The sequence below is a fragment of the Pelomonas sp. Root1217 genome (assembly GCF_001425705.1).
Classification (GTDB): Bacteria; Pseudomonadota; Gammaproteobacteria; order Burkholderiales; family Burkholderiaceae_C; genus Pelomonas.
On sequence record NZ_LMDC01000027.1, the window covers coordinates 299,243 to 319,187 of the forward strand.

The 19,945-nt window shown below is 67.2% G+C and carries 11 protein-coding genes; 6 read left to right on the forward strand and 5 right to left on the reverse strand.

Annotated features, from left to right (window positions below; all coding sequences use genetic code 11):
- Positions 1-84 precede the first annotated feature (84 nt).
- From malF to ASC95_RS19070, 3 genes are read right to left on the reverse strand one after another with little or no spacing between them, the layout of a single operon-like run.
- Complete coding sequence (gene malF / locus ASC95_RS19060; RefSeq protein ID WP_057299280.1) at positions 85-1,665, reverse strand: maltose ABC transporter permease MalF; 1,581 nt, start codon at positions 1,663-1,665, stop codon at positions 85-87.
- Complete coding sequence (gene malE, locus ASC95_RS19065; RefSeq protein WP_057299281.1) at positions 1,662-2,831, reverse strand: maltose/maltodextrin ABC transporter substrate-binding protein MalE; 1,170 nt, start codon at positions 2,829-2,831, stop codon at positions 1,662-1,664. The genes malF and malE overlap by 4 nt, the downstream gene beginning before the upstream one ends.
- Positions 2,828-3,949 (reverse strand): ABC transporter ATP-binding protein, encoded by a 1,122-nt coding sequence (locus ASC95_RS19070; RefSeq protein WP_057299282.1) that lies wholly within the window; start codon positions 3,947-3,949, stop codon positions 2,828-2,830. The genes malE and ASC95_RS19070 overlap by 4 nt, the downstream gene beginning before the upstream one ends.
- Positions 3,950-4,239: 290 nt before the next feature.
- On the opposite strand from ASC95_RS19070, the gene ASC95_RS19075 reads away from it, so the two are divergent.
- The 5 genes from ASC95_RS19075 to ASC95_RS19095 all read left to right on the forward strand — a co-directional run bounded on the left by ASC95_RS19075 (position 4,240) and on the right by ASC95_RS19095 (position 13,478).
- Positions 4,240-6,765, forward strand: coding sequence for a glycogen/starch/alpha-glucan phosphorylase (locus tag ASC95_RS19075; RefSeq protein WP_235537974.1), 2,526 nt, complete (start codon positions 4,240-4,242; stop codon positions 6,763-6,765).
- Between the two features lie 2 nt (positions 6,766-6,767).
- On the forward strand, positions 6,768-8,945 hold the full coding sequence (gene glgB / locus ASC95_RS19080; protein ID WP_057299283.1) for a 1,4-alpha-glucan branching protein GlgB: 2,178 nt from the start codon (positions 6,768-6,770) through the stop codon (positions 8,943-8,945).
- 109 nt (positions 8,946-9,054) lie between these two features.
- Positions 9,055-11,133 carry a glycogen debranching protein GlgX gene (gene glgX / locus ASC95_RS19085; RefSeq protein ID WP_057299284.1) on the forward strand — a complete coding sequence of 693 codons (2,079 nt, stop codon included), beginning with the start codon at positions 9,055-9,057 and terminating at the stop codon, positions 11,131-11,133.
- Entirely contained in the window at positions 11,130-12,641 is a 1,512-nt protein-coding gene (malQ, locus tag ASC95_RS19090; RefSeq protein ID WP_057299285.1) for a 4-alpha-glucanotransferase, read from the forward strand. Before glgX ends, malQ begins: the two co-directional genes overlap by 4 nt.
- Before the next feature lie 159 nt (positions 12,642-12,800).
- Complete coding sequence (locus tag ASC95_RS19095) at positions 12,801-13,478, forward strand: PEP-CTERM sorting domain-containing protein (protein WP_057299286.1); 678 nt, start codon at positions 12,801-12,803, stop codon at positions 13,476-13,478.
- A 50-nt stretch (positions 13,479-13,528) separates the two neighbouring features.
- On the opposite strand, the gene ASC95_RS19100 is transcribed toward ASC95_RS19095, so the two are convergent.
- Both ASC95_RS19100 and ASC95_RS19105 read right to left on the reverse strand, forming a co-directional pair.
- Entirely contained in the window at positions 13,529-15,358 is a 1,830-nt protein-coding gene (locus ASC95_RS19100) for a glycoside hydrolase family 13 protein (protein ID WP_057299287.1), read from the reverse strand.
- Positions 15,355-16,962 (reverse strand): alpha-amylase family glycosyl hydrolase, encoded by a 1,608-nt coding sequence (locus ASC95_RS19105; protein ID WP_057299288.1) that lies wholly within the window; start codon positions 16,960-16,962, stop codon positions 15,355-15,357. The genes ASC95_RS19100 and ASC95_RS19105 overlap by 4 nt, the downstream gene beginning before the upstream one ends.
- Positions 16,963-17,130: 168 nt before the next feature.
- On the opposite strand from ASC95_RS19105, the gene ASC95_RS19110 reads away from it, so the two are divergent.
- Positions 17,131-19,929 (forward strand): alpha-1,6-glucosidase domain-containing protein, encoded by a 2,799-nt coding sequence (locus ASC95_RS19110; protein WP_157256401.1) that lies wholly within the window; start codon positions 17,131-17,133, stop codon positions 19,927-19,929.
- Positions 19,930-19,945 lie beyond the last annotated feature (16 nt).

Here is a 19,945-nt window from a genome sequence, read left to right on the forward strand (position 1 = left end):
CTTAACCACGGAGGCACAGAGACACAGAGGAAATCCACATGGAGGCTTTTCTCTGTGCCTCCGTGCCTCTGTGGTTGCATTTCTTCATTTCTGTGCCTTTGCGGACAGCCGCAAGTTGATCAGCGACAGCGCCGCCACGAGGAAGAAGATCAGCGTCGAGATCGCCGCGGCCAGGCCGAAGTCGGAGCCCGAGTCGCGGAAGGCGATGCGGTAGGTGTAGCTGACGAGGATGTCGGTCTGGCCCGCGGGCAGCTTGGTGGACAGGAAGTCCGGCCGGCCGTCGGTCAGCAGGGCGATCAGCACGAAGTTGTTGAAATTGAAGGCGAAGGCGCTGACCAGCAGCGGCGCCAGCGGCTTGATGATCAGCGGCGCCGTGATCTTGAAGAAGTTGGTGGCGGGGCTGGCGCCGGCCAGGGCCGAGGCCTCGTACAGGTCGGCGGGGATGGCCTTCAGCAGGCCCGAGCACAGGATCATCACGTAGGGGTAGCCCAGCCAGACATTGACGATGACGAGCATGGTCTTGGCCAGCAGCGGGTCGGCAAACCAGGCGGGCTTGACGCCGAACAGCGCGTTCAGGATCGCGTTGATTTCGCCGAAGTTCTGGTTGAACAGGCCTTTGAACACCAGGATGGAGATGAAGCCCGGCACCGCATACGGCAGGAAGAGCAGCGTGCGGTAGGTGGTGCGGTACTTCATGCCCTCCCAGTTCAGCATCACCGCGAACAGCATGCCGATGGCCGTGGCGAAGAAGACGGTAAGCGCCGAGAACAGCACCGTCCACGTGAAGATCGACAGGAAGGGGCCGCGGAACTCGGCGTCGAACAGCATGCGGGCGTAGTTGGCCGCACCGATGAAGGCCTTGAAGCCCGGCTGCAGGACTTCGCCCGAGGCGGTTTCGAAGAAGCCAGTGTCGCGGTTCGGCTTGAACACGAGGCCGTCCGCGGTGCGTGTCAGGTTGCCGTCGGTGTTCGGGGCCCATTGCGGCTTGACGGGGCCGTACTCGCGCAGGCCGAGGTAGTGCAGTTCGGTCTTGTCGGGCTGCACGAGCACCAGCCGGGCCAGCGCCTCGCGGTGCTTGATCAGCTCGGGCAAGGGCAGGGCGGTTCCAGTCGGCGTGGACGAGGCGTCTGCTGCGGCCAGGTCCACGCGCAGTTCCTTGCCGGCGCGCAGGGCCAGCGGCGGAGAAACCCAGCGAGGTGCGGGTTCGCCCTCGACGCGCAAGGCGAGCCGGAATTCGGCGCCATTGGCATGCAGGCTGTAGGCCAGCACCTGGTCCTCGACGGCGTCGTGCTGCTCCAGCAGGTACTCGCGCACGCGGCTCTCGCTGAGCAGGTGGGTGCTGGAGTAGTTGGTGAAGCCGATCTGCGCGGTGTAGACCAGTGGGAAGGCGATGAAGACCAGCATGCCGGCAATGCCGGGGAAGAGGTAGCGCCAGGCGAAGCCACCGCGGCTGAGATAGACGTAGAAGCCAGCCGTGAAGAGCAGCAGCAGGCCCGCGGCCCAGGCGGCCTGGCCGGTCGTGTAGACGACGAAAACCAGATACAGCGCGGCCACGATGGCGGCGGCGGCGAGCGGCCAGTGCAGCCACTTGGCCAGCTTTGCGGCCAAGGTGGGCGGCAGCGTCGAGTAGGCGCCCTGGCCGAGGGAGGAAGAGAGCGCAGTCATTTGTTCAGCAGCATCCGTGCGGCAGCGCCGTCGAGCGCGTCCTTGGGGGATTGCAGTCCGTTGGTGATGGCCTCCAGCGCCGCGTCCATCGCGGTCCAGAAGCGGCCGACCTCGGGAATGTTGGGGATCGGCGCGCCATTGCGGGCGTTGGTCATGCTGGCCGCGATCAGCGGGTTGACGGACAGCTCGGCGTAGAAGGCCTTGTTGGCCGGCACGCCGATGGGCACGTCGGCATCCAGCACCTTCAGCGCCTCGGGACGCATCAGGTGGTTCTCGATGAACTCCTTGGCGATGTCCTTGTTCTTGCTGGGCGCTGAGATCATGCAGCCCAGCACGCCGACAAAGCTCTTGCTCGGCTTGCCGGCGACGACGGCCGGGATGGGCGCCACGCCGATGTCGATCTTGGCCCGCTTGGCGTTGTCCCAGGCCCAGGGGCCGGAGATCATCATGGCCACCTCGCCGCGGGCGAAGGCCGATTCCATCTCGGCATAGCGCGCGCCGCGGGGCATGTGGCCGCCCTGGATGAGGCGCTCGATCATCTGCGCGCCCGCCAGCGCGCCGGCGTTGTTGACGTCCACCTGCCTGGGGTCGAAGTCACCCTGGGCGTCGCGGCCGAAGATGACGCCACCCGCGCCGGCAATCATGGGCCAGGTGAAGAAGCTCTTGTTGTAGTCCCACAGCACGGCGTGCTTGCCTTGCTGGGCGAGCTTCCTGTCCAGCGCGATCACTTCGTCCCAGGTCGCGGGCGGCGTCGGCACCAGAGCCTTGTTGTAGATGAGGCCGGTCGTCTCGATGGCGATGGGGTAACCCCAGATGCGGCCGCGATAGCTGAGCGCCTTCCAGGCCTGCTCCTCGGACTCGGCCTTCAGCCTGGCCGATGGGCGCAGCGGCGTCAGCAGCCCGGCCTTGGCCCATTCGCCGATACGGTCATGCGGCCAGCAGAAGATGTCCGGCCCCTTGCCGGCGCCGGCGGCCTGCTGGAATTTGTCGGTGGGATCGACCGGATGCTCGACGACCACCTTGACGCCGGAGGCCTTCTCGAAGGCATCGCCCACCTTCTGCAGGCCGTTGTAGGCCTTGTCGCCATTGATCCAGACGAGGAGCTTGGAAGATTCGGCCAGGGCCGGCGCCGCCGCGAGCGCGACCAGCAGAGGCAACCACTTCATGCCTGCAGCTCCGGTGCAGCCAGGCGGCGCAGTGCCAGGCCGTTGGCGTCGAACACATACAGCGCCTCGGCCGGCAGGTACAGGTCCAGCGCCTGGCCGCTGCGCAGGCGGTCGCAGCCGTTGCGGCCTTCGAACTGGCAGGTCAGCGGCTCTTCGAGGCCGGGGTATGGGCAGTAGGCGAAGGTGATGCCACCGAGAGACTCGACGAAGGCGACGGTGCTTTGCAGCAGGTTGTCCGCACCGCCCTGGCGGATGTGCTCGGGGCGCACGCCCAGCGTCACCTTGTCGCCCAGCCTGGCGCCGCTGCCGTCGACCCGCGCGTGCAGCACGACGCCGCTGCCGGCCAGCTTCACATCGACAAGACCCGCCTCGATCGCGGCCAGTTCGCCTTCGATGAAGTTCATCTTGGGGCTGCCGATGAATCCCGCCACGAAGAGGTTGCGCGGATGCTCGTACAGCTCCAGCGGCGAGCCCACCTGCTCGACCTTGCCCGCCGACAGCACGACGATGCGGTCGGCCAGCGTCATGGCCTCCACCTGATCATGGGTCACGTAGATCATCGTGGTCTTGAGGTCCTCGTGCAGCTTGGCGAACTCGTAGCGCATGCGCACGCGCAGCGCGGCGTCGAGGTTGGACAGCGGCTCGTCGAACAGGAAGACATTGGGCTTGCGCACGATGGCGCGACCGATGGCGACCCGTTGACGCTGGCCGCCGGACAGGTCCTTGGGCTTGCGATCCAGCAGATGCTCGATATGGAGAATCTTTGCGGCATCGCGCACGGCCGTCTCGATCTCGGCCTTGGGCACCTTGGCCAGCTTCAAGCCGAAGGCCATGTTGTCGTACAGGTTCATGTGCGGGTAGAGCGCATACGACTGGAACACCATGGCGATGCCGCGCTCGCTGGGCGGCACGTCGTTGACGACGCGGCCACCGATGGTCAGTTCGCCGCCGGTGATCTCTTCCAGGCCGGCGATGGAGCGCAGCAGCGTGGACTTGCCGCAGCCCGAGGGACCGACGAAGACCATGAACTCGCCGTCGCGGATCTCCAGGTCGATGCCGTGAAGGATGCGGATGTCGCCATAGGCCTTTTCCACGCCGGTCAGTCGAACGTCTGCCACTTCCTAACCTTTCAGTCGCCAGTCGCGAGCGCCCGGCTTGTCTCATCGAATCGGGCTCAAATTTCTTGTCTTAGCCCGTCTTTGTAGACAATATACATTCCGAATTCAGCGAGAACAACAGAAAAGACCCGCTTGAATCTTCGTGAAACCCTTACAGATCAAGCGTTTGCAAAACGCACCGGGTTTTCCCGATGTAGTCAAACTACACAACGAGCCAGAGCTGCCCGATACTTCAGCCAACGCTGCATGTCGCGTAGCATTCTTGCCCCCGTCGCTGGGGGCCGGCACTGATGACCCCCACCTCCAAGAGCTTCGCGTTGCCCGTTCAGCGCAAGCCCGCCCTCAAGGCCTCCACTGCGATGAAGAAGCCGACTGCCCTCTCTGCCGAAGACAAGGCCTTGCGCGCCGCGTTCGAGTCCGCCTACGAGCGTGAACTGTCCCAATCCAGCCATGGCGCTACGCCGCAGGCGGCCCTGCATGCCGCGGCCATCGCCTGCCGCGAGACACTCGCTCGCCGCTGGGCCAAGACGCAGGCCGAAGACGCCCGGCGTGGTGACAAGGCGCCCGTGCGCCGCGTGCATTACCTGTCGATGGAATTCCTGATGGGGCGCGCGCTGTCCAACGCGCTCGCGGCCCTGAAGCTGACCGAGCCGCTGGAGGTCAAGCTGGCCGAACACGGCACCAGCCTGGGTGACGTGCTGGAGCGCGAGCCCGATGCGGCGCTGGGCAATGGTGGCCTGGGGCGCCTGGCGGCCTGCTTCCTGGACTCCTTCGCCGAGCTGGAACTGCCGTCCTTCGGCTACGGCCTGCGCTACCGCTATGGCACCTTCGCCCAGGTCATCAGCCAGGGCCGCCAGATGGAGCAGCCGGACGACTGGACGCGGGACTCGCCCGCCTGGGAACTGCCCCGCCACGATGTGCGCTTCAACGTCGGCTTCGGTGGCCGCGTCGAGGCCGACGCCTCCGGTGTGCGCCGCTGGATGCCGGCCGACAGCATCGAGGCCCAGGCCTTCGACTTCGTCGTGCCCGCCCATCACGGCGACCGCGTCTCCACGCTGCGCCAGTGGCAGGCGACGGCCGCGCCCATTGCCTTCAAGCCCTTCTGCGAGGGCGACTACGCCCGCGCTGCCCGCCACCAGGTGCTGGCCGACGCGCTGAATTGGGTGCTCTACCCGGACGACAGCACCGAGCAGGGCCGCGAGCTGCGCCTGAAGCAGGAAGCCTTCCTCGTCAGCGCCTCGCTGCAGGACCTGATCGCCCGCCATCTGCGCGAGTTCGGCTCCTTGCACAACCTCGGCAAGAGCAACGCCATCCATCTCAACGACACGCATCCGGCGTTGGCGCCTGCCGAGCTGATGCGCCTGTTGCTGGACGAGCACGGTCTGGGCTGGGACGAGGCCTGGAAGATCACGCGCCAGGCGGTGGCCTACACCAACCACACGCTGATGCCCGAGGCGCTGGAGACCTGGCCTGTGCGCATGTTCGAGAACCTGCTGCCGCGTCATCTTGAGATCATCTACGAGATCAACCACCGCTTCCTTGAGGAGGTGCAGGCGCGCTTCCCGGGCGACCACGCCTTCGCCTCGCGCGTGTCGCTCATCGACGAAGGCAGCCATGGCAGCGAGCGCCGCGTGCGCATGGCGGCCCTGGCGCTGGTCGCATCGCACCGCGTCAACGGCGTGGCCGCGCTGCATTCGGAACTGATGGTGCAGACCATCTTTGCCGACTACGCCCGCATCTGGCCCGAGCGCTTCCACAACGTCACCAACGGCGTCACGCCGCGGCGCTGGCTGGAGCAGGCGAACCCGCTGCTGTCCGCGTTGCTGGACAGCCGCATCGGCGAAGGCTGGCGCAAGAACCTCGCCGAGCTGGGTGAACTGGCGCCGCTGGCCGCCAACAAGGAGCTGGGTGAGGAGTTCCTGACCGTCAAGCGCGCCAACAAGGAGCGCCTGGCCGCCGTCATCCGCCGCGAGCTCGGCATCTCGGTCAATGTCGACAGCCTGTTCGACATCCAGATCAAGCGCATCCACGAGTACAAGCGCCAGCTGCTCAACCTCCTGCACGTCATCAGCCGCTACCAGGCCATCCGCGACAACCCCGATGCGAACTGGGTGCCGCGCACCGTCGTCATCGCTGGCAAGGCCGCCTCGGCCTATCAGATGGCCAAGAGCATCGTGCGCCTGGCGCATGACGTTGCCCGCGTCATCAACAGCGACCCGCGCGTGGGCGACAAGCTCAAGCTCGTCTTCCTGCCCAACTACAGCGTCACGCTGGCCGAAAGCATCATCCCGGCGGCCGACCTGTCCGAGCAGATTTCGACGGCCGGCACCGAGGCCTCGGGCACCGGCAACATGAAATTCGGCATGAACGGCGCGGTCACCATCGGCACCTGGGATGGCGCCAACATCGAGATGGCCGAGGCCATGGGCGTGGAGAACATGTTCGTCTTCGGCCTGCGCGCCGACGCCGTGGCCAAGATCAAGCAGCTGGGCTACGACCCGCGCCTGTATGTCGAAGAGAATCGCCAGCTGAAGCGAGTCATCGATGCCATCGCGGCAGGCGTCTTCAGCAACGGCGACACGGAGCGCTACCGCCCACTGGTGGACAGCCTGCTGCACCGCGACGTCTACCTGCTGATGGCCGATTTCGCCGATTACGTCGCCACCCAGGCCAAGGTCGATGCGTTGTTTGCCGACCGCGCGGCCTGGGCGGAACGTGCCTTGCGCAATATCGCCGGCATGGGCCCGTTCTCGTCCGATCGCACGATCGCCGAGTATGTGGACCGTGTCTGGTCCGTGAAAAGTCTCAACAGCTGACGATGATCAACGAAGCCGACCTTGATGCCCTGCTGGCGGGCCGCCATGCCGATCCTTTCGGCCGGCTGGGCCTGCATGCGGATGACAACGGTCGGCTCTGGGCGCGTGTGCTGCTGCCCGGCGCCTCGCAGGTGGCACTGCTGGACGCTGGCAGCAAGAAGCACATCGTCGACCTGGAAGAGCGCCGTGGCGGCTTCTTCGAGGCCCAGGTGCCGCGACGCAAGCATCGCTTCGACTACCGCCTGGCCGTGCATTGGACGGGAGGTGGGGAGGGCGTCTACGCTGACCCCTACAACTTCTACCCCCAGCTGGGCGACGATCAGCTCAAGGCCTTCGCCGAAGGCCGCAACTTCCGGCCCTGGCTGAGCCTGGGTGCACATGTCGTGCAGTACGGCGACGTCAGCGGCGTGCGCTTCGCGGTCTGGGCGCCGAACGCGAAGCGCGTCAGCGTCGTCGGCAACTTCAACAACTGGGACGGCCGTCGCCATCCGATGCGGCTGCGCCACCTGGCCGGCGTGTGGGAAATCTTCGTGCCGCACGCCATCGAGGGCGACCTCTACAAGTTCGAGATCGTCAACGGCAACGGCGCGCTGCTGCCGCTCAAGGCCGACCCCTATGCCCGCCGCGCCCAGCTGCGGCCGGAGACGGCCAGCGTCGTCGCGGCCCTGCCCGAGCCGACGCCGCTGCCGCGCCAGCGCGAGCGCGCCAACCGGCGTGAGTCGCCCATCAGCGTCTACGAGGCTCACGCCGCGTCCTGGCGACGCGGCGTGGCCGGTGACTTCCCGACCTGGGACGAGCTCGCCGAGCACCTGCCTGCCTACGTGGCCGACATGGGCTTCACCCATGTGCAGCTCATGCCCATCAGCGAGCATCCCTTCGACGGCTCCTGGGGCTACCAGACGCTGGGCATGTACGCCCCCAGTGCGCGCTTCGGCCCGCCCGAGGGCTTCGCCCGCTTCGTCAAGGCTTGCCACGAGCAGGGCCTGGGCCTGCTGCTGGACTGGGTGCCGGCCCATTTCCCGGCCGACGCTCATGGCCTGGCGGAGTTCGATGGCACGCGCCTCTACGAGTACGCCGACCCCAAGGAAGGCTTCCACCGCGACTGGAACACGCTGATCTACAACTTCGCCCGCACCGAGGTGCGCGAGTTCCTGATCGGCAGCGCGACCTACTGGATCGAGCGCTGGGGCGTGGACGGCCTGCGCGTGGACGCGGTGGCCAGCATGCTCTACCGCGACTACTCGCGGCCCGCGGGCGAATGGATTCCCAACATCCGCGGCGGCCGCGAGAACCTCGAGGCCATCTCCATGCTGCGCGAGATGAACGAGCATGTTGGCGAGATCGCGGGTGCCGTCACCGTGGCCGAGGAAAGCACAAGTTTTCCTGGTGTTTCGTCACCGACTTATGCCGGGGGACTGGGCTTCCATTACAAATGGAACATGGGCTGGATGAACGACACCTTGCGCTACATGGCCGAGGACCCGATCAACCGCCGCTGGCATCACGACAAGATGACCTTCGGCCTGATCTACGCGTTCAGCGAGAACTTCATGCTGCCCATCTCGCACGACGAGGTCGTGCATGGCAAGGGCAGCATGCTGGCCAAGATGCCGGGCGACGACTGGCAAAAGTTCGCCAACCTGCGCGCCTACTACGGCTTCATGTGGGGCCACCCCGGCAAGAAGCTGCTCTTCATGGGCCAGGAGTTTGCCCAGCGCCAGGAGTGGAACCATGCAGAGGGCCTGCCCTGGGGCCTGCTGGAGGACGACCGCCACGCCGGCGTGCAGCGCCTGGTGCGCGACCTGAACAAGCTTTACCGCGAGCACAGCGCACTGCACCGGCTCGACTGCGAGGCGGGCGGTTTCGAATGGATCAGCGCCCATGACGCCGAGCATTCCATCTACGCCTGGGTGCGCCGCGACGGCACGGGTCGCATGGTGGTGGTGGTCGTCAACATGACGCCGGTCCCTCGCGAAGGCTACTCGCTGGGCGTGCCCGATGGCGTGACCGCCTGGCGCGAGGCGCTGAACACCGATTCGGCCTACTACGGCGGCAGCAACATGGGCAACGGTGTCGCGGCCGCCGGGCTGCCGGTGCAGGCCCAGCCGGCGCATGGGCGGCGCCTGTCCATCACGATCAACCTGCCGCCGCTGGCGACCTTGTTCTTCGTTCCGATCTGAAATGGAACCCAAAGGCAACCACAGAGGCACAGAGGCACTGAGGAAACACAGAGGCTGCAAATCTCTGCGCCTCGGTGCCTCTGTGGTTGCATTTCCTCAGTCTCTCTAGATGGCGCATCTGCCCGACTTACAACCCGGCTGGCACGAGCCGCTGGGGGCGCTCGCCCGTGACGGCGGCGTCAATTTCGCCATCCCCAGCGAGCATGCGACTCGCATCGAGTTGTGCGTGTTCGATGCCGAAGGCCAGCGCGAGCTGCGCCGCTACGCGCTGGACGGCCCGCATGACGGCGTGTTCCACGGCTTCCTGCCGGGCGTCGGCCCGGGTTTGGTCTACGGCCTGCGCGCCCACGGCCCCTATGTGCCCGAGCAGGGCCACCGCTTCAACCCGCACAAGCTGCTGCTGGACCCCTGGGCGCGCGAGATCGTTGGCCACTTCGGTTGGCGGGCCGAGCACCATGGCTACGAACTGGGCCATCCAGATGGCCCACGCTCGCTGGATGTGCGCGACAACGCGACGCAGGCGCTGAAGGCCCGCGTGGCGCCCGCGCCCGTCCTGCATGCGCGAGCGCATCACCCGCGTCGCTCGCCTGCCGACGTCGTGCTCTACGAGGTCCACGTCAAGGGGTTCTCCAGGCTCCTGCACGGTGTGCCCGAGGAACTGCGCGGCACTTACGCCGGCCTGGCCCATCCGGCGGCCGTCGCCCACTTCAAGCGGCTGGGCGTCACGACGCTGTCGCTGCTGCCGGTGCACTACTGCATCGACGAACCCCACCTCGCCGAGCGCGGGCTGCACAACTACTGGGGCTACAACACGCTGGGCTTCTTCTGCCCCGACCCGCGCTGGGCACAGGCGGCGCATCGCAACGACCCGACTGCGGTGGCGGCCGAGTTCCGCCAGATGGTGAGCACGTTGCACGACGCCGGCCTCGAGATCGTGCTGGACGTCGTCTACAACCACACCCCCGAAGGCAACGAGTTCGGCCCGACGCTCTCCTTCCGTGGCCTGGACAACGCCACCTGGTACCGGCTCGTCGCGGAGGACAGGAGCCGCAACGAGAACCTGACCGGCTGCGGCAATACGCTGAACTGCGCCCACCCGCGGGTGACGCAGTTCGTGCTGGACTCGCTGCGCTACTGGGTCGCCGAGTTGGGCGTCGACGGCTTCCGCTTTGATCTGGCGCCGGTGCTGGGCCGCACGAACCGGGGTTATGACCCGAACGCCGCCTTCTTCACCGCGCTGCGCCAGGACCCGCTGCTGGCCGGCGTGCACCTGATCGCCGAGCCCTGGGACGCGGCCTACGACGGCTACCAGGTCGGCCGCTTCCCCGGGCGCTTCCTGGAGTGGAACGACAAGTTCCGCGACGCGGTGCGCGGCTATTGGCTGGGTGCTGGCCCCGGCGTGGGCCGCGGCGAGCTGGCGCGGCGCTTCATGGCATCCAGCGACGTCTTCCATCACGGCCAGCGCCTGCCGACGGCCTCGGTCAACTTCATTGCCGTGCATGACGGCTTCACGCTGGCCGACCTGACGAGCTATTCCGCCAAGCACAACCAGGCCAACGGCGAGGACAACCGCGACGGCCGCGACGGCGAGCTCTGCGCCAATTTCGGCGCCGAAGGCCCGACGGACGACGCCGCGATCCATGCCACCCGCGAGCGCGTACGTCGCGCGCTGCTGGCAACCTTGCTGCTGGCCCAGGGCACGCCCATGCTTTGCGCTGGCGACGAGATCGGCAACAGCCAGGGCGGCAACAACAACGCCTACTGCCAGGACAACCCCACCACCTGGTTGAACTGGCTGGAGGCCGACGGCCGCATGACCGAACTGGTCGCCCAACTGCTGGCGCTGCGCGCACAAGAGCCGCTGCTGCGCCACCCGCGCTGGTTCGCCAGCGGCCCCGGCGAGGCCAGCATCGCCTGGTACGCGCCGAGCGGTCATGAGATGGCTCCGCACGACTGGCACGACGCCGGCCAGCGCGCTTTCGGTGCCCAGCTGCGCGAGGCCCAGGCCGGCGCCCCGCGGCTGATGATCGTCTTCAACCCCGACCCGGCGCCGCTGCCCTTCCTGCTCTGCAACGGCCCCTGGCAGCTCGTGCTCGACAGCAGCGGCGAATCGGCCGCGCCGCTCGTCCTTCCCGGCCAGCCGCTCAACGTGCCGGCCCGTTCCCTTCTCGTGCTGAGACATCAATGAATCTGAACCAACGCTCCTCCGGTGTGCTGCTGCACATCACCTCGCTGCCCGGCCCGCATGGCATGGGCGACTTCGGCCCGGATGCCTACCGCTTCGTCGACTGGCTGCAGTCCGCCGGCCAGTCCATCTGGCAGCTACTGCCGACGACACCCATCGGCCCCGGCGACAGCCCCTACCAGGGCGTGTCGGCCTTCGCCGGCAGCCAGTGGATGGTGGCGCTGGAGCCGCTGATCGCCAAGGGCTGGCTGGCCCAGCCGAGCGTTCCGGCCTTCAACGCCAGCCTGATCAACTACGGCGAGGTCACGCCCTGGCGCGAGCAGCAGCTGCGCGCCGCCGCCAAGGGCTTCTTCGCCAATGCGGCCGACGCCGACCGCATCGCCTTCGCCAAGTGGTGCCTGCAAGCGCAGAGCTGGCTGGACGACTACGCCCTCTTCATGGCCATCCGCTCGCCGCTGAAGGGTCAGCCCTGGTGGGAATGGAGCGAAGGCTTGAAGAAGCGCCAGTCCGCGGCGTTGGCCGCGGCGCGCAAGGAATACGCCGACGAGATCGCCTTCTGGCAGTTCGTGCAGTGGCAGTTCGACGTGCAGATCCAGTCGCTCAAGGTCTACGCCAACGAGCGTGGCGTGCACCTGATGGGTGATCTGCCCATCTTCGTGGCCCACGACAGCGCCGACTGCTGGTCGCGCCCCGACCTCTACGAACTGGACGACGACTTCCAGACCACCGTGGTGGCCGGCGTGCCGCCCGACGACCTGGGGCCGCTGGGCCAGCGCTGGGGCAACCCGCTCTACCGCTGGGACCGGATGGCCGAGGAGAACTACGCCTGGTGGACAGCCCGCATCCAGCGCGCGCTGAGCCAGGCCGACGTCTTCCGCATCGACCACTTCCGCGGGTTTGCCGGCTACTACGAAATCCCCGCCAGCAGCCCCGACGCCAAGCAGGGCCGGTGGCTGACCGGACCCGGCATGGCTCTCTTCGACGCCATCAAGCAAGCCCTGGGTCCGCTGCCCATCGTGGCCGAGGACCTGGGCTTCATCACCGACGACGTGCACGCGCTGCGCGATGGCTGTGGCTTCCCCGGCATGAAGATCCTGCAATTCGCCTTTGGTGCCGAGGGCGACCACGAGTTCCTGCCGCACATGTGGCCCAGGACGTCGGTGGCCTACACCGGCACGCATGACAACGACACGGTGCGCGGCTGGTGGGACCAAGCCAAGCCTCGCGAGCGCGCGTTTGCGGGCTCCTACCTCGCCTGCGGCGACCACGACGTGCACTGGGCCATGATCCGCGCCTGCGCCAATTCGGTGGCCAACATGGCCGTCTACCCGCTGCAGGACGTGCTCGGGCTGGGCAGCGCCCACCGCATGAACGTGCCGGGCATCCTGGGTGGCAATTGGGGCTGGCGCTTCCAGTGGGGCATGCTGGGCAGCGAGCCGGCCCGTGTGCTCGGCCTCATTACCGCGGCTTCGGGCCGGGGCCCGTTCGAGCTGTTGAAGCTGCCCGCCTGACGCTGCAGGCCGCCATCCCCCGCGAACCGGGGGGCGGTTTGGCTTCATCGGTAGCACGTTGTTGATCAATCAGCGGGGCGGGCTGCGGGTCATTTCGCTAGCATCGGCCGGTTTCCTCGGTGCGCCTTTGCGCCGGGGCGCTTCCAAAGAAGGCCCACCATGCAGATCAAGACCCTTGCCGCCGCCGCGGCCCTGCTCGTTTCCGGCCTGGCCAGCGCCACCACGACGCTGAACGCCGGCTCCTACTCAGTCACCTACGACGAAACCACCACGGGCTTCGGCTGGATCAGCAGCTGGTTCACGGCCGGCGGCGGCGCTGTCGGCTTCGAATGGTCGATGGACCCGTCGGTCAACGTCACGAGCGTGGGTGGCGCGGCGATGTCGGCCACTTTTGCCATTCCCGACTTCACCATCTCGGTCAACCCGGGCTACGCCTTGAGCGGTGCTGTCATGTCCAGCCTGGGCAACATCGTCTACGCCCAGAACGGCGGCGCGACGACGTCGATCACCGCGACGGGCATGGTCTCGCTGGACGGCGGCGCGCCCATGGCGTTGCCTTCTGCGCCCCTTACGCAGACGGTCATCAACCCGTTCTTGGGCTATTTCTCCGGCTCCACCAGCGTGCCGGTCGGCGCGTTCAGCAGCTTCGCCGTGACGGGCGCTTCCATCACGCTGAATGCGTCCGGCGGCAGCTTCGCCGCCATCGGCGCGCAGCCGCAGAACAAGCTGAGTTTCGCGTTCACCGCAAACCCCGTGCCGGAACCTGAAACCTATGCCCTGCTGCTCGCCGGCCTGGGTGTTGTCGGCTTGCTGGCACGCCGCCGTCGCCCCTGCTGATAGGCGTTCGCCTCGGCAACAAGGGCTCACAATGAGCCCTTTTTTGTTGTTCAGCGCGAGACTTCCAGGATCAGCGGGCTGCGGGCCGGCACGGTCAACTTGGCGCCGAGCCGGAACTCGCGGCCACTGAGCACGTCGCGGGCGCGGTCGTCGACGGCAACGCGCTCGCTGAAGCGGGCCAGCGCCAGTTCCATGGGCTTGGCGCTTTTGTTCAACACCACCATCACCGTGCGGCCGGCGTCGTAGCGGAAGAAGACATAGCAGCCCTCCAGCGGCGCGTACTGCATCAGCGCGCCGTCGTGGGTGGTGGTGGCGCCCTTGCGCCAGTTGAAGAGGCGGCGCGTCCAGTCCTGCATCTCACGCTGCTCGGTCGACAGGCCGGCGCCGGTGAAGGCGTTGACCCGGTCACCGGGCCAGCCGCCGGGCATATCGGCGCGCACGCGGCCGTCGTCACGCTCGACGGGGCTTTGCAGCAGGATCTCGCTGCCGTAGAACAGCTGCGGGATGCGGCGCGTCGTGGCGAGGTAGGCCAGCGCGATCTTGGTCAGGCCGACATCACGCTTGAGCAGCGAATGGATGCGCGGCGTGTCGTGGTTGCCGTCGAACAGCACGAGGTTGGCCGGGTCCGCGTAGACGAAATCATGGGCCAGGCCCTCGTAGAGCTTGGTCAGGCCCGTGTGGGCGCCGTCTGCTTCCGTGAGTGCCGCCAACAGATTCGTCTGCAACGGGAAGTCCATCATGCTCGGCGTGTACGACACATAGCCGTCGTGGTTCTTCTTGCCGCGCTGCCAGTAGGACACGACGGCCGGGTGCGGGCTCCATTCCTCGCCGACGATATTCAGGCGCGGGTACTCCTGCATGACGCGAGCCGACCAGCGGGTCAGAAAGTCGCGGTCGGAGTAGGAGTAGGTGTCGGTGCGGATGCCCGACAGGCCGAAACGCTCGACCCACCAGAGCGTCATCTGCGTCAGATAGGTGGCCAGCTCGGGCCGGCGCTGGTTGAGGTCGGGCATGCCGGGCACGAACCAGCCGTCGCTGAAGCGCAGGCGGTCGCTCGGTGACGCATAGGGGTCCTGCAGCGTCATGCGCGCGTGGTGGGTCTCCGTGTACTGAGGCCATGCGTTGACCCAGTCCGGCGCCGGCAGGTCGGCCATCCACCAGTGACCGCCGCCGATGTGGTTGAGCACGATGTCCTGGATGACGCCGATGCCCTTGGCGCGAGCTTCGGTCACGAAGCTGCCGAAATCGTCGTTCGTGCCGAAGCGCGGATCAATCTTGTAGAAGTCCGTCGCCGCGTAGCCGTGATAGCTGTACTTGGCGCTGTTGTTCTCGACCAGCGGCGTCGGCCAGACCTGCGTGAAGCCCAGGCCGGCGATGTAGTCGAGGTGCTGGCGCATGCCGGCCAGGTCGCCGCCATGGCGGCCGCCGTGGTCCGCGCGGTTGAGGCCTTCCTTCATGCCGGCTTGGCCGAGGTTGGCCGCCTGGGAGAAGCGGTCGGGCACGACGAGATAGATCGCATCCTTGGGCCCGAAGCCCTGGCGTTCGGCTGAGCCGGGTGCGCGGGCCAGCAGCGGATAGCGCAAGGTGCGACCGGCCACAGTCAGGGCAAGTTCGCCGGGTTGGGTGCCAGGCGCGATGTCGAGATCAATGAAGAGATAGTTGGCGCTGGTCGCGCGGTGGCTGGCCTTGAGCGTCACGCCCGGGTAGGGCGCCAGCATCGGTTGGGCATCGGCAATGCCGGCGCCGTGCAGCATCAGCTGCAGCGAGGTGTTGCGCATGCCGATCCACCAGTTCGGCGGTTCGACGCGGGTGGCAGGCTCGGCGGCCATCGTGGGCAGGCTCATCAGCAGGGCAATGGCTAGAGTGATCAGGGCTTTCATGGCGCTTCCAGGCGGTAGACGCGAACGGACAGCGGCGGCAAGGCGGTACGGGGCGCACCACCTTTGGGATAGAGCGCGCGGGCGCGGGCCGGCAGGTCCAACGTGGCGGATGTGTCGCCGTAGTTGATGGCGACCAGGACACGGTCCTGGCCATGCACGCGCTCGAATCGCCATACCTGGCCCTCGACCTTGTCGGCCTCGTAACGGCCCAAGGTCAGCGCGGGCGAGGCCCGGCGCAGCGCGATCAGCTCGCGGTAGAAGTTGAACAGCGAACTCGCGTCACGTTGCTGGCTCTCGGCGTTGTGCGCGCTGCGGTTCAGCGACAGCGGCCGGAAGGGCTGGGCGCTCGTCGTGAAGCCACCGGCACCTTGATTGCTGGGTGTCCAGCTCATCGGCGAGCGCAGCGGCGCATCGTCTTTCGCATCCTTGCCGTCAATGCCCGCCTGGCCGATCTCCTCGCCGTAGTAGACGAAAGGCGTGCCGGGCAGCAGCAGGTAGCTGGCAGCCGCGAGGCGGTAGCGCGCCTCGTCGCCGTGCAGCTGGTCCCACACGCGCTGGCCGGTGAAGATGTCGTGGTTGTGCAAAAAGGTCGCCATCGTCGGCGACATGGTCCGGTAGTAGGCCGCCACGCGCTGCAGGCTCTCCGCGTCGCCCTTGGCGGCCCGCACCATGTCGTAGTTCAGGTTGAAGGCGAAGGCGCCGCCGCACAGGTCGGGCTTGCCGTAGGCGATGGGCTCGGCCGTGGCTTCGCAGACGACATAGCGGCCGGGGTAGCTCTTGATGAGGTCCTGGAACTGCTTGGTGAGCACGCGGCTCTCGGGTTGGTCGTTCCAGTCCTTGGCGTTGTTCTCGATCAGATGGGGCACCGCGTCCAGCCGGTAGCCGTCCAGGCCGCGGTTGAGCCAGAAGCGCAGCGAGTCCTCGTGGTACTGCACGACGGCCGGGTTGCGCAGGTTGAAGTCGGGCATGTGGGGCCCGAAGGTGCCGAAGAAGATGTCGAGCGAGCCGGGCTGGATGGGCGGCATGTCCTTCCATTCGCCCGCCCAGTCCCAGGGCTTGGCGGCGGCGTCGTACCAGGGATATTTGCCCAAGATGTCCCAACCGGGGCCGGGGTTGGGGTTCCAGACGAACCAGCTGCGCCACGGGCTGTTGCGGTCGGCCACGGCCTGCTGGAAGGGCGGGAACTGCCAGGACGCGTGGTTGATGACGTAGTCCATGACGATGCCGATGCCGCGCTGGTGCGCCTGGCGGATCAGCTCGTCGAAGTCGGCCAGCGTGCCGTACTGCGGCTCGATGCCGCGGTAGTCGGTCGTCGCATAGCCGTGGTCGTGGTCGGAGCTGGCGGTGATGGGCATCAGCCACAGGCCGCTGACGCCGAGCTTCTTCAGGTAGTCCAGGCGCTTTGTCAGGCCCTGCAGGTCGCCGATGCCGTCGCCATTGCTGTCCTGGTAGCCGCGCACGAAGACTTCCATGAAGACGCCGTGCTGCCAGTTCGCGGGCAGGGTGCTGGCGCGTGGCTGGGCCGGTACCGGCCGAATGTCGATCTGGGCTTGTGCCGTGGCCGCTGCGGCCAGTGCGAGGGTGAGCAGCAGTTGCTTGTGCATGGTGTTCAGCGGGCGGCGGTGCGGACGAGAAACTTGTCCATCAGGTTATTTGTGTAATCAAACTACTTGGTCGTCTTGCACTGAGCATAGCGACGACCATGGGCGGTTCGCTAGCGGGATTTCTATGTATGTAGTTTTGCTACCATTCAAAACAACAAGGAGACCTTCATGCCATCTCGCCCTTTGCTGTGCTGCATGGTGCTCGGCCTGACGCTGATTGCCGGGGCGGCGCGCGCCAGCGATCTGGACGACTGCAATGCCGAAGTGCTGGCCCCGTCGCCTGCTGCGCGGCCGGCGGCCGAGGCCTATTGGCTGGATGCGCGGACCGTGCAGTGGCCGGGGCTGAAGCTGGAGGGCGGCGAGCGGGTGCGCCTGTATCACGCCCGGGCGGCGGGATTGAAGGCGTTGGCTGGCGACAGGGTCACCGGCGCCGACGGCGTGGTCGACCTCACGCCCGCCAAGATGACGCTGCCGGCGCGGTTTCGCTTCATCGGTGACGGGCCACGCTTCGCCATCGCAGGCGGCGCGGATGTCGCGGCCCTGTTGCGCGAGCAGTTGATGCTGGTGCACGAAGCTGCCGACGGCCGGGTCATCGGCACGACAGGCCTGCAATTGCCCGGGGCCCTGGACGACCTCTATGCCGCTGCCGAACGCGTGACGGACTTCGGCGCCCACCCCGCCAAGGCGCAGACGCGCTTTGCCGTCTGGGCGCCGACAGCCCAGCGCGTGCTGCTGTGCCGCCATGCCGGGCCCGAGTCGCCCGCCATCGCCGTCGATGCCATGCGCCTCGACGCCGCCACCGGCGTCTGGCGCGCCGAACTGCCCGGCGACCTGAGCGGCCAGTCCTATCGCTACCTCGTCGACGTCGTCTCGCCCACGCACGGCCGCGTGCGCAATCTCGTCACCGACCCCTATTCGGTCGCGCTGACGGCCGACTCGCAGCGCAGCGTCATCGCCGATCTCACCTCGCCATCGCTCAAGCCCAAGGGTTGGGATGCTGTGCCGCGGCCGAATCGCGTCAAGTCCGCGACCGACCAGGTCATCTACGAACTGCATGTGCGCGACTTCTCGGTCAGCGATACGACCGTACGGCCCGAATGGCGCGGCAAATACCTGGCTTTCACGGAGAGCCACACCGACGGCATGAAGCATCTGCAGGCCCTGACCAAGGCCGGCCTGACCGACGTGCACCTGCTGCCCGTCTTCGACCTCGCCAGCGTGCCCGAGCGTGGCTGCAAGACGCCCACTGTTCCCGAAGCGGCCGCGGACAGCGAAGCACAGCAGGCCGCCGTCATGGCCGTGGCCGCCGATGACTGCTTCAACTGGGGCTACGACCCCTGGCATTTCAATGTGCCCGAGGGCAGCTACGCAACCGATCCGCACGAGCCGGCGACGGGCCGCTCCCGAGGCGGCTCCACCCCCTCGGGGGGCGGCGACGCGCATTTGGCGTCGCCTGGGGGCGCTATGAGACGTGTCGTCGAGTTCCGCCAGATGGTGATGGCCTTGCACAAGGCCGGCCTGCGGGTCGGCATGGACATGGTCTACAACCACATGTCGGCTGCCGGCCAGGCGCAGAAATCGGTGCTGGACCGCCTCGTGCCCGGCTACTACCACCGCCTCAACGCCAAAGGCGAGATCGAACGCTCGACCTGCTGCGACAACACGGCCACCGAGCACCGCATGATGGCCAAGCTGATGATCGATTCGGCGGCGCTGTGGGTGCGTGAGTACAAGATCGATTCGATGCGCTTCGACCTGATGGGCCACCAGCCGCACGAGGCGATGGAGAGGCTGCAAAAGCGGGTCAATGCCGAAGCCGGCCGCCCGGTGCAGTTGCTGGGCGAGGGCTGGAACTTCGGCGAGGTGGCGCATGGCGCACGCTTCGTGCAGGCCTCGCAGCTGAGCCTGAACGGCAGCGGCATCGGCACCTTCAGCGACCGCGGCCGCGACGCGGCGCGCGGCGGCTCGGCAGGTGAGGGCGGTGATGACAGCGTGCGCCGCCAAGGCTGGCTCAATGGCCTCGTGTATGCGCCCAACGCGTTGGCCGCATCGAACCCAGCGAAACCCGAAGAGCTGCAGACCGCCGCCGACATGATCCGCGTCGGCCTGGCCGGCTCGCTGCGCGGCTTCGAGCTGACGACGTGGCGCGGTGAGAAGAAGCGCCTGGATGCCATCCCCTATGGCGACCAGCCGGCCGGCTTTGCGTCGCAGCCCAGCGAGGTCGTCAACTATGTGGAGAACCACGACAACCAGACGCTGTTCGACATCAACACGCTGAAGCTGCCACGCGACACCTCTCGCGAGGATCGTGCCCGCGTGCAGATGCTGGGCGCCGCACTGGTGGCCTTCAGCCAGGGCATCGCCTACTTCCACGCTGGCCAGGACATCTTGCGCAGCAAGAGCATGGACCGCAACAGCTATGACTCGGGCGACTGGTTCAACCGCCTGGACTGGCGCTATCAGAGCAACCACTTCGGCACCGGCTTGCCGCCCAAGCAGGACAACTTCGGCAAGGATGGCCGCGACTGGGAACTGGCGCGCGAGCGGTTGGCGGATGCGTCCATCACTCCCACGTCCGCCGAAATCGCCTGGGCGCGCGACGTCTTTCGCGACCTGCTGAAGATCCGCGCCAGCACGCCGCTGCTGCGCCTGCCAAGTGCGGCCGAGATCCGCAAGCGCGTCAGCTTCCCCGGCAGTGGTGCGGGGCAGAACCCGGTGCTCGTCGCCACGCGCATCGATGGCCGCGGCTTGGCCGGCGCCCGTTTCAAGGCGATGCTGACGTTGATCAATGTGTCGCCCGAGGCGCAACGCCTGACTTTGGCTGAGGAAGCCGGCGCTGCTTGGCGCCTGCACCCGGTGCAGCGCGGTGCGCACGCCGCCGATCAGCGCGTCGCGCGTGAGGCCAAGGCGGTTCACGGTGTGTTCGAGGTGCCGGCGCGCAGCGCGGCGGTTTTCGTGCTGGATTGAGCGCCGATATTCGCTG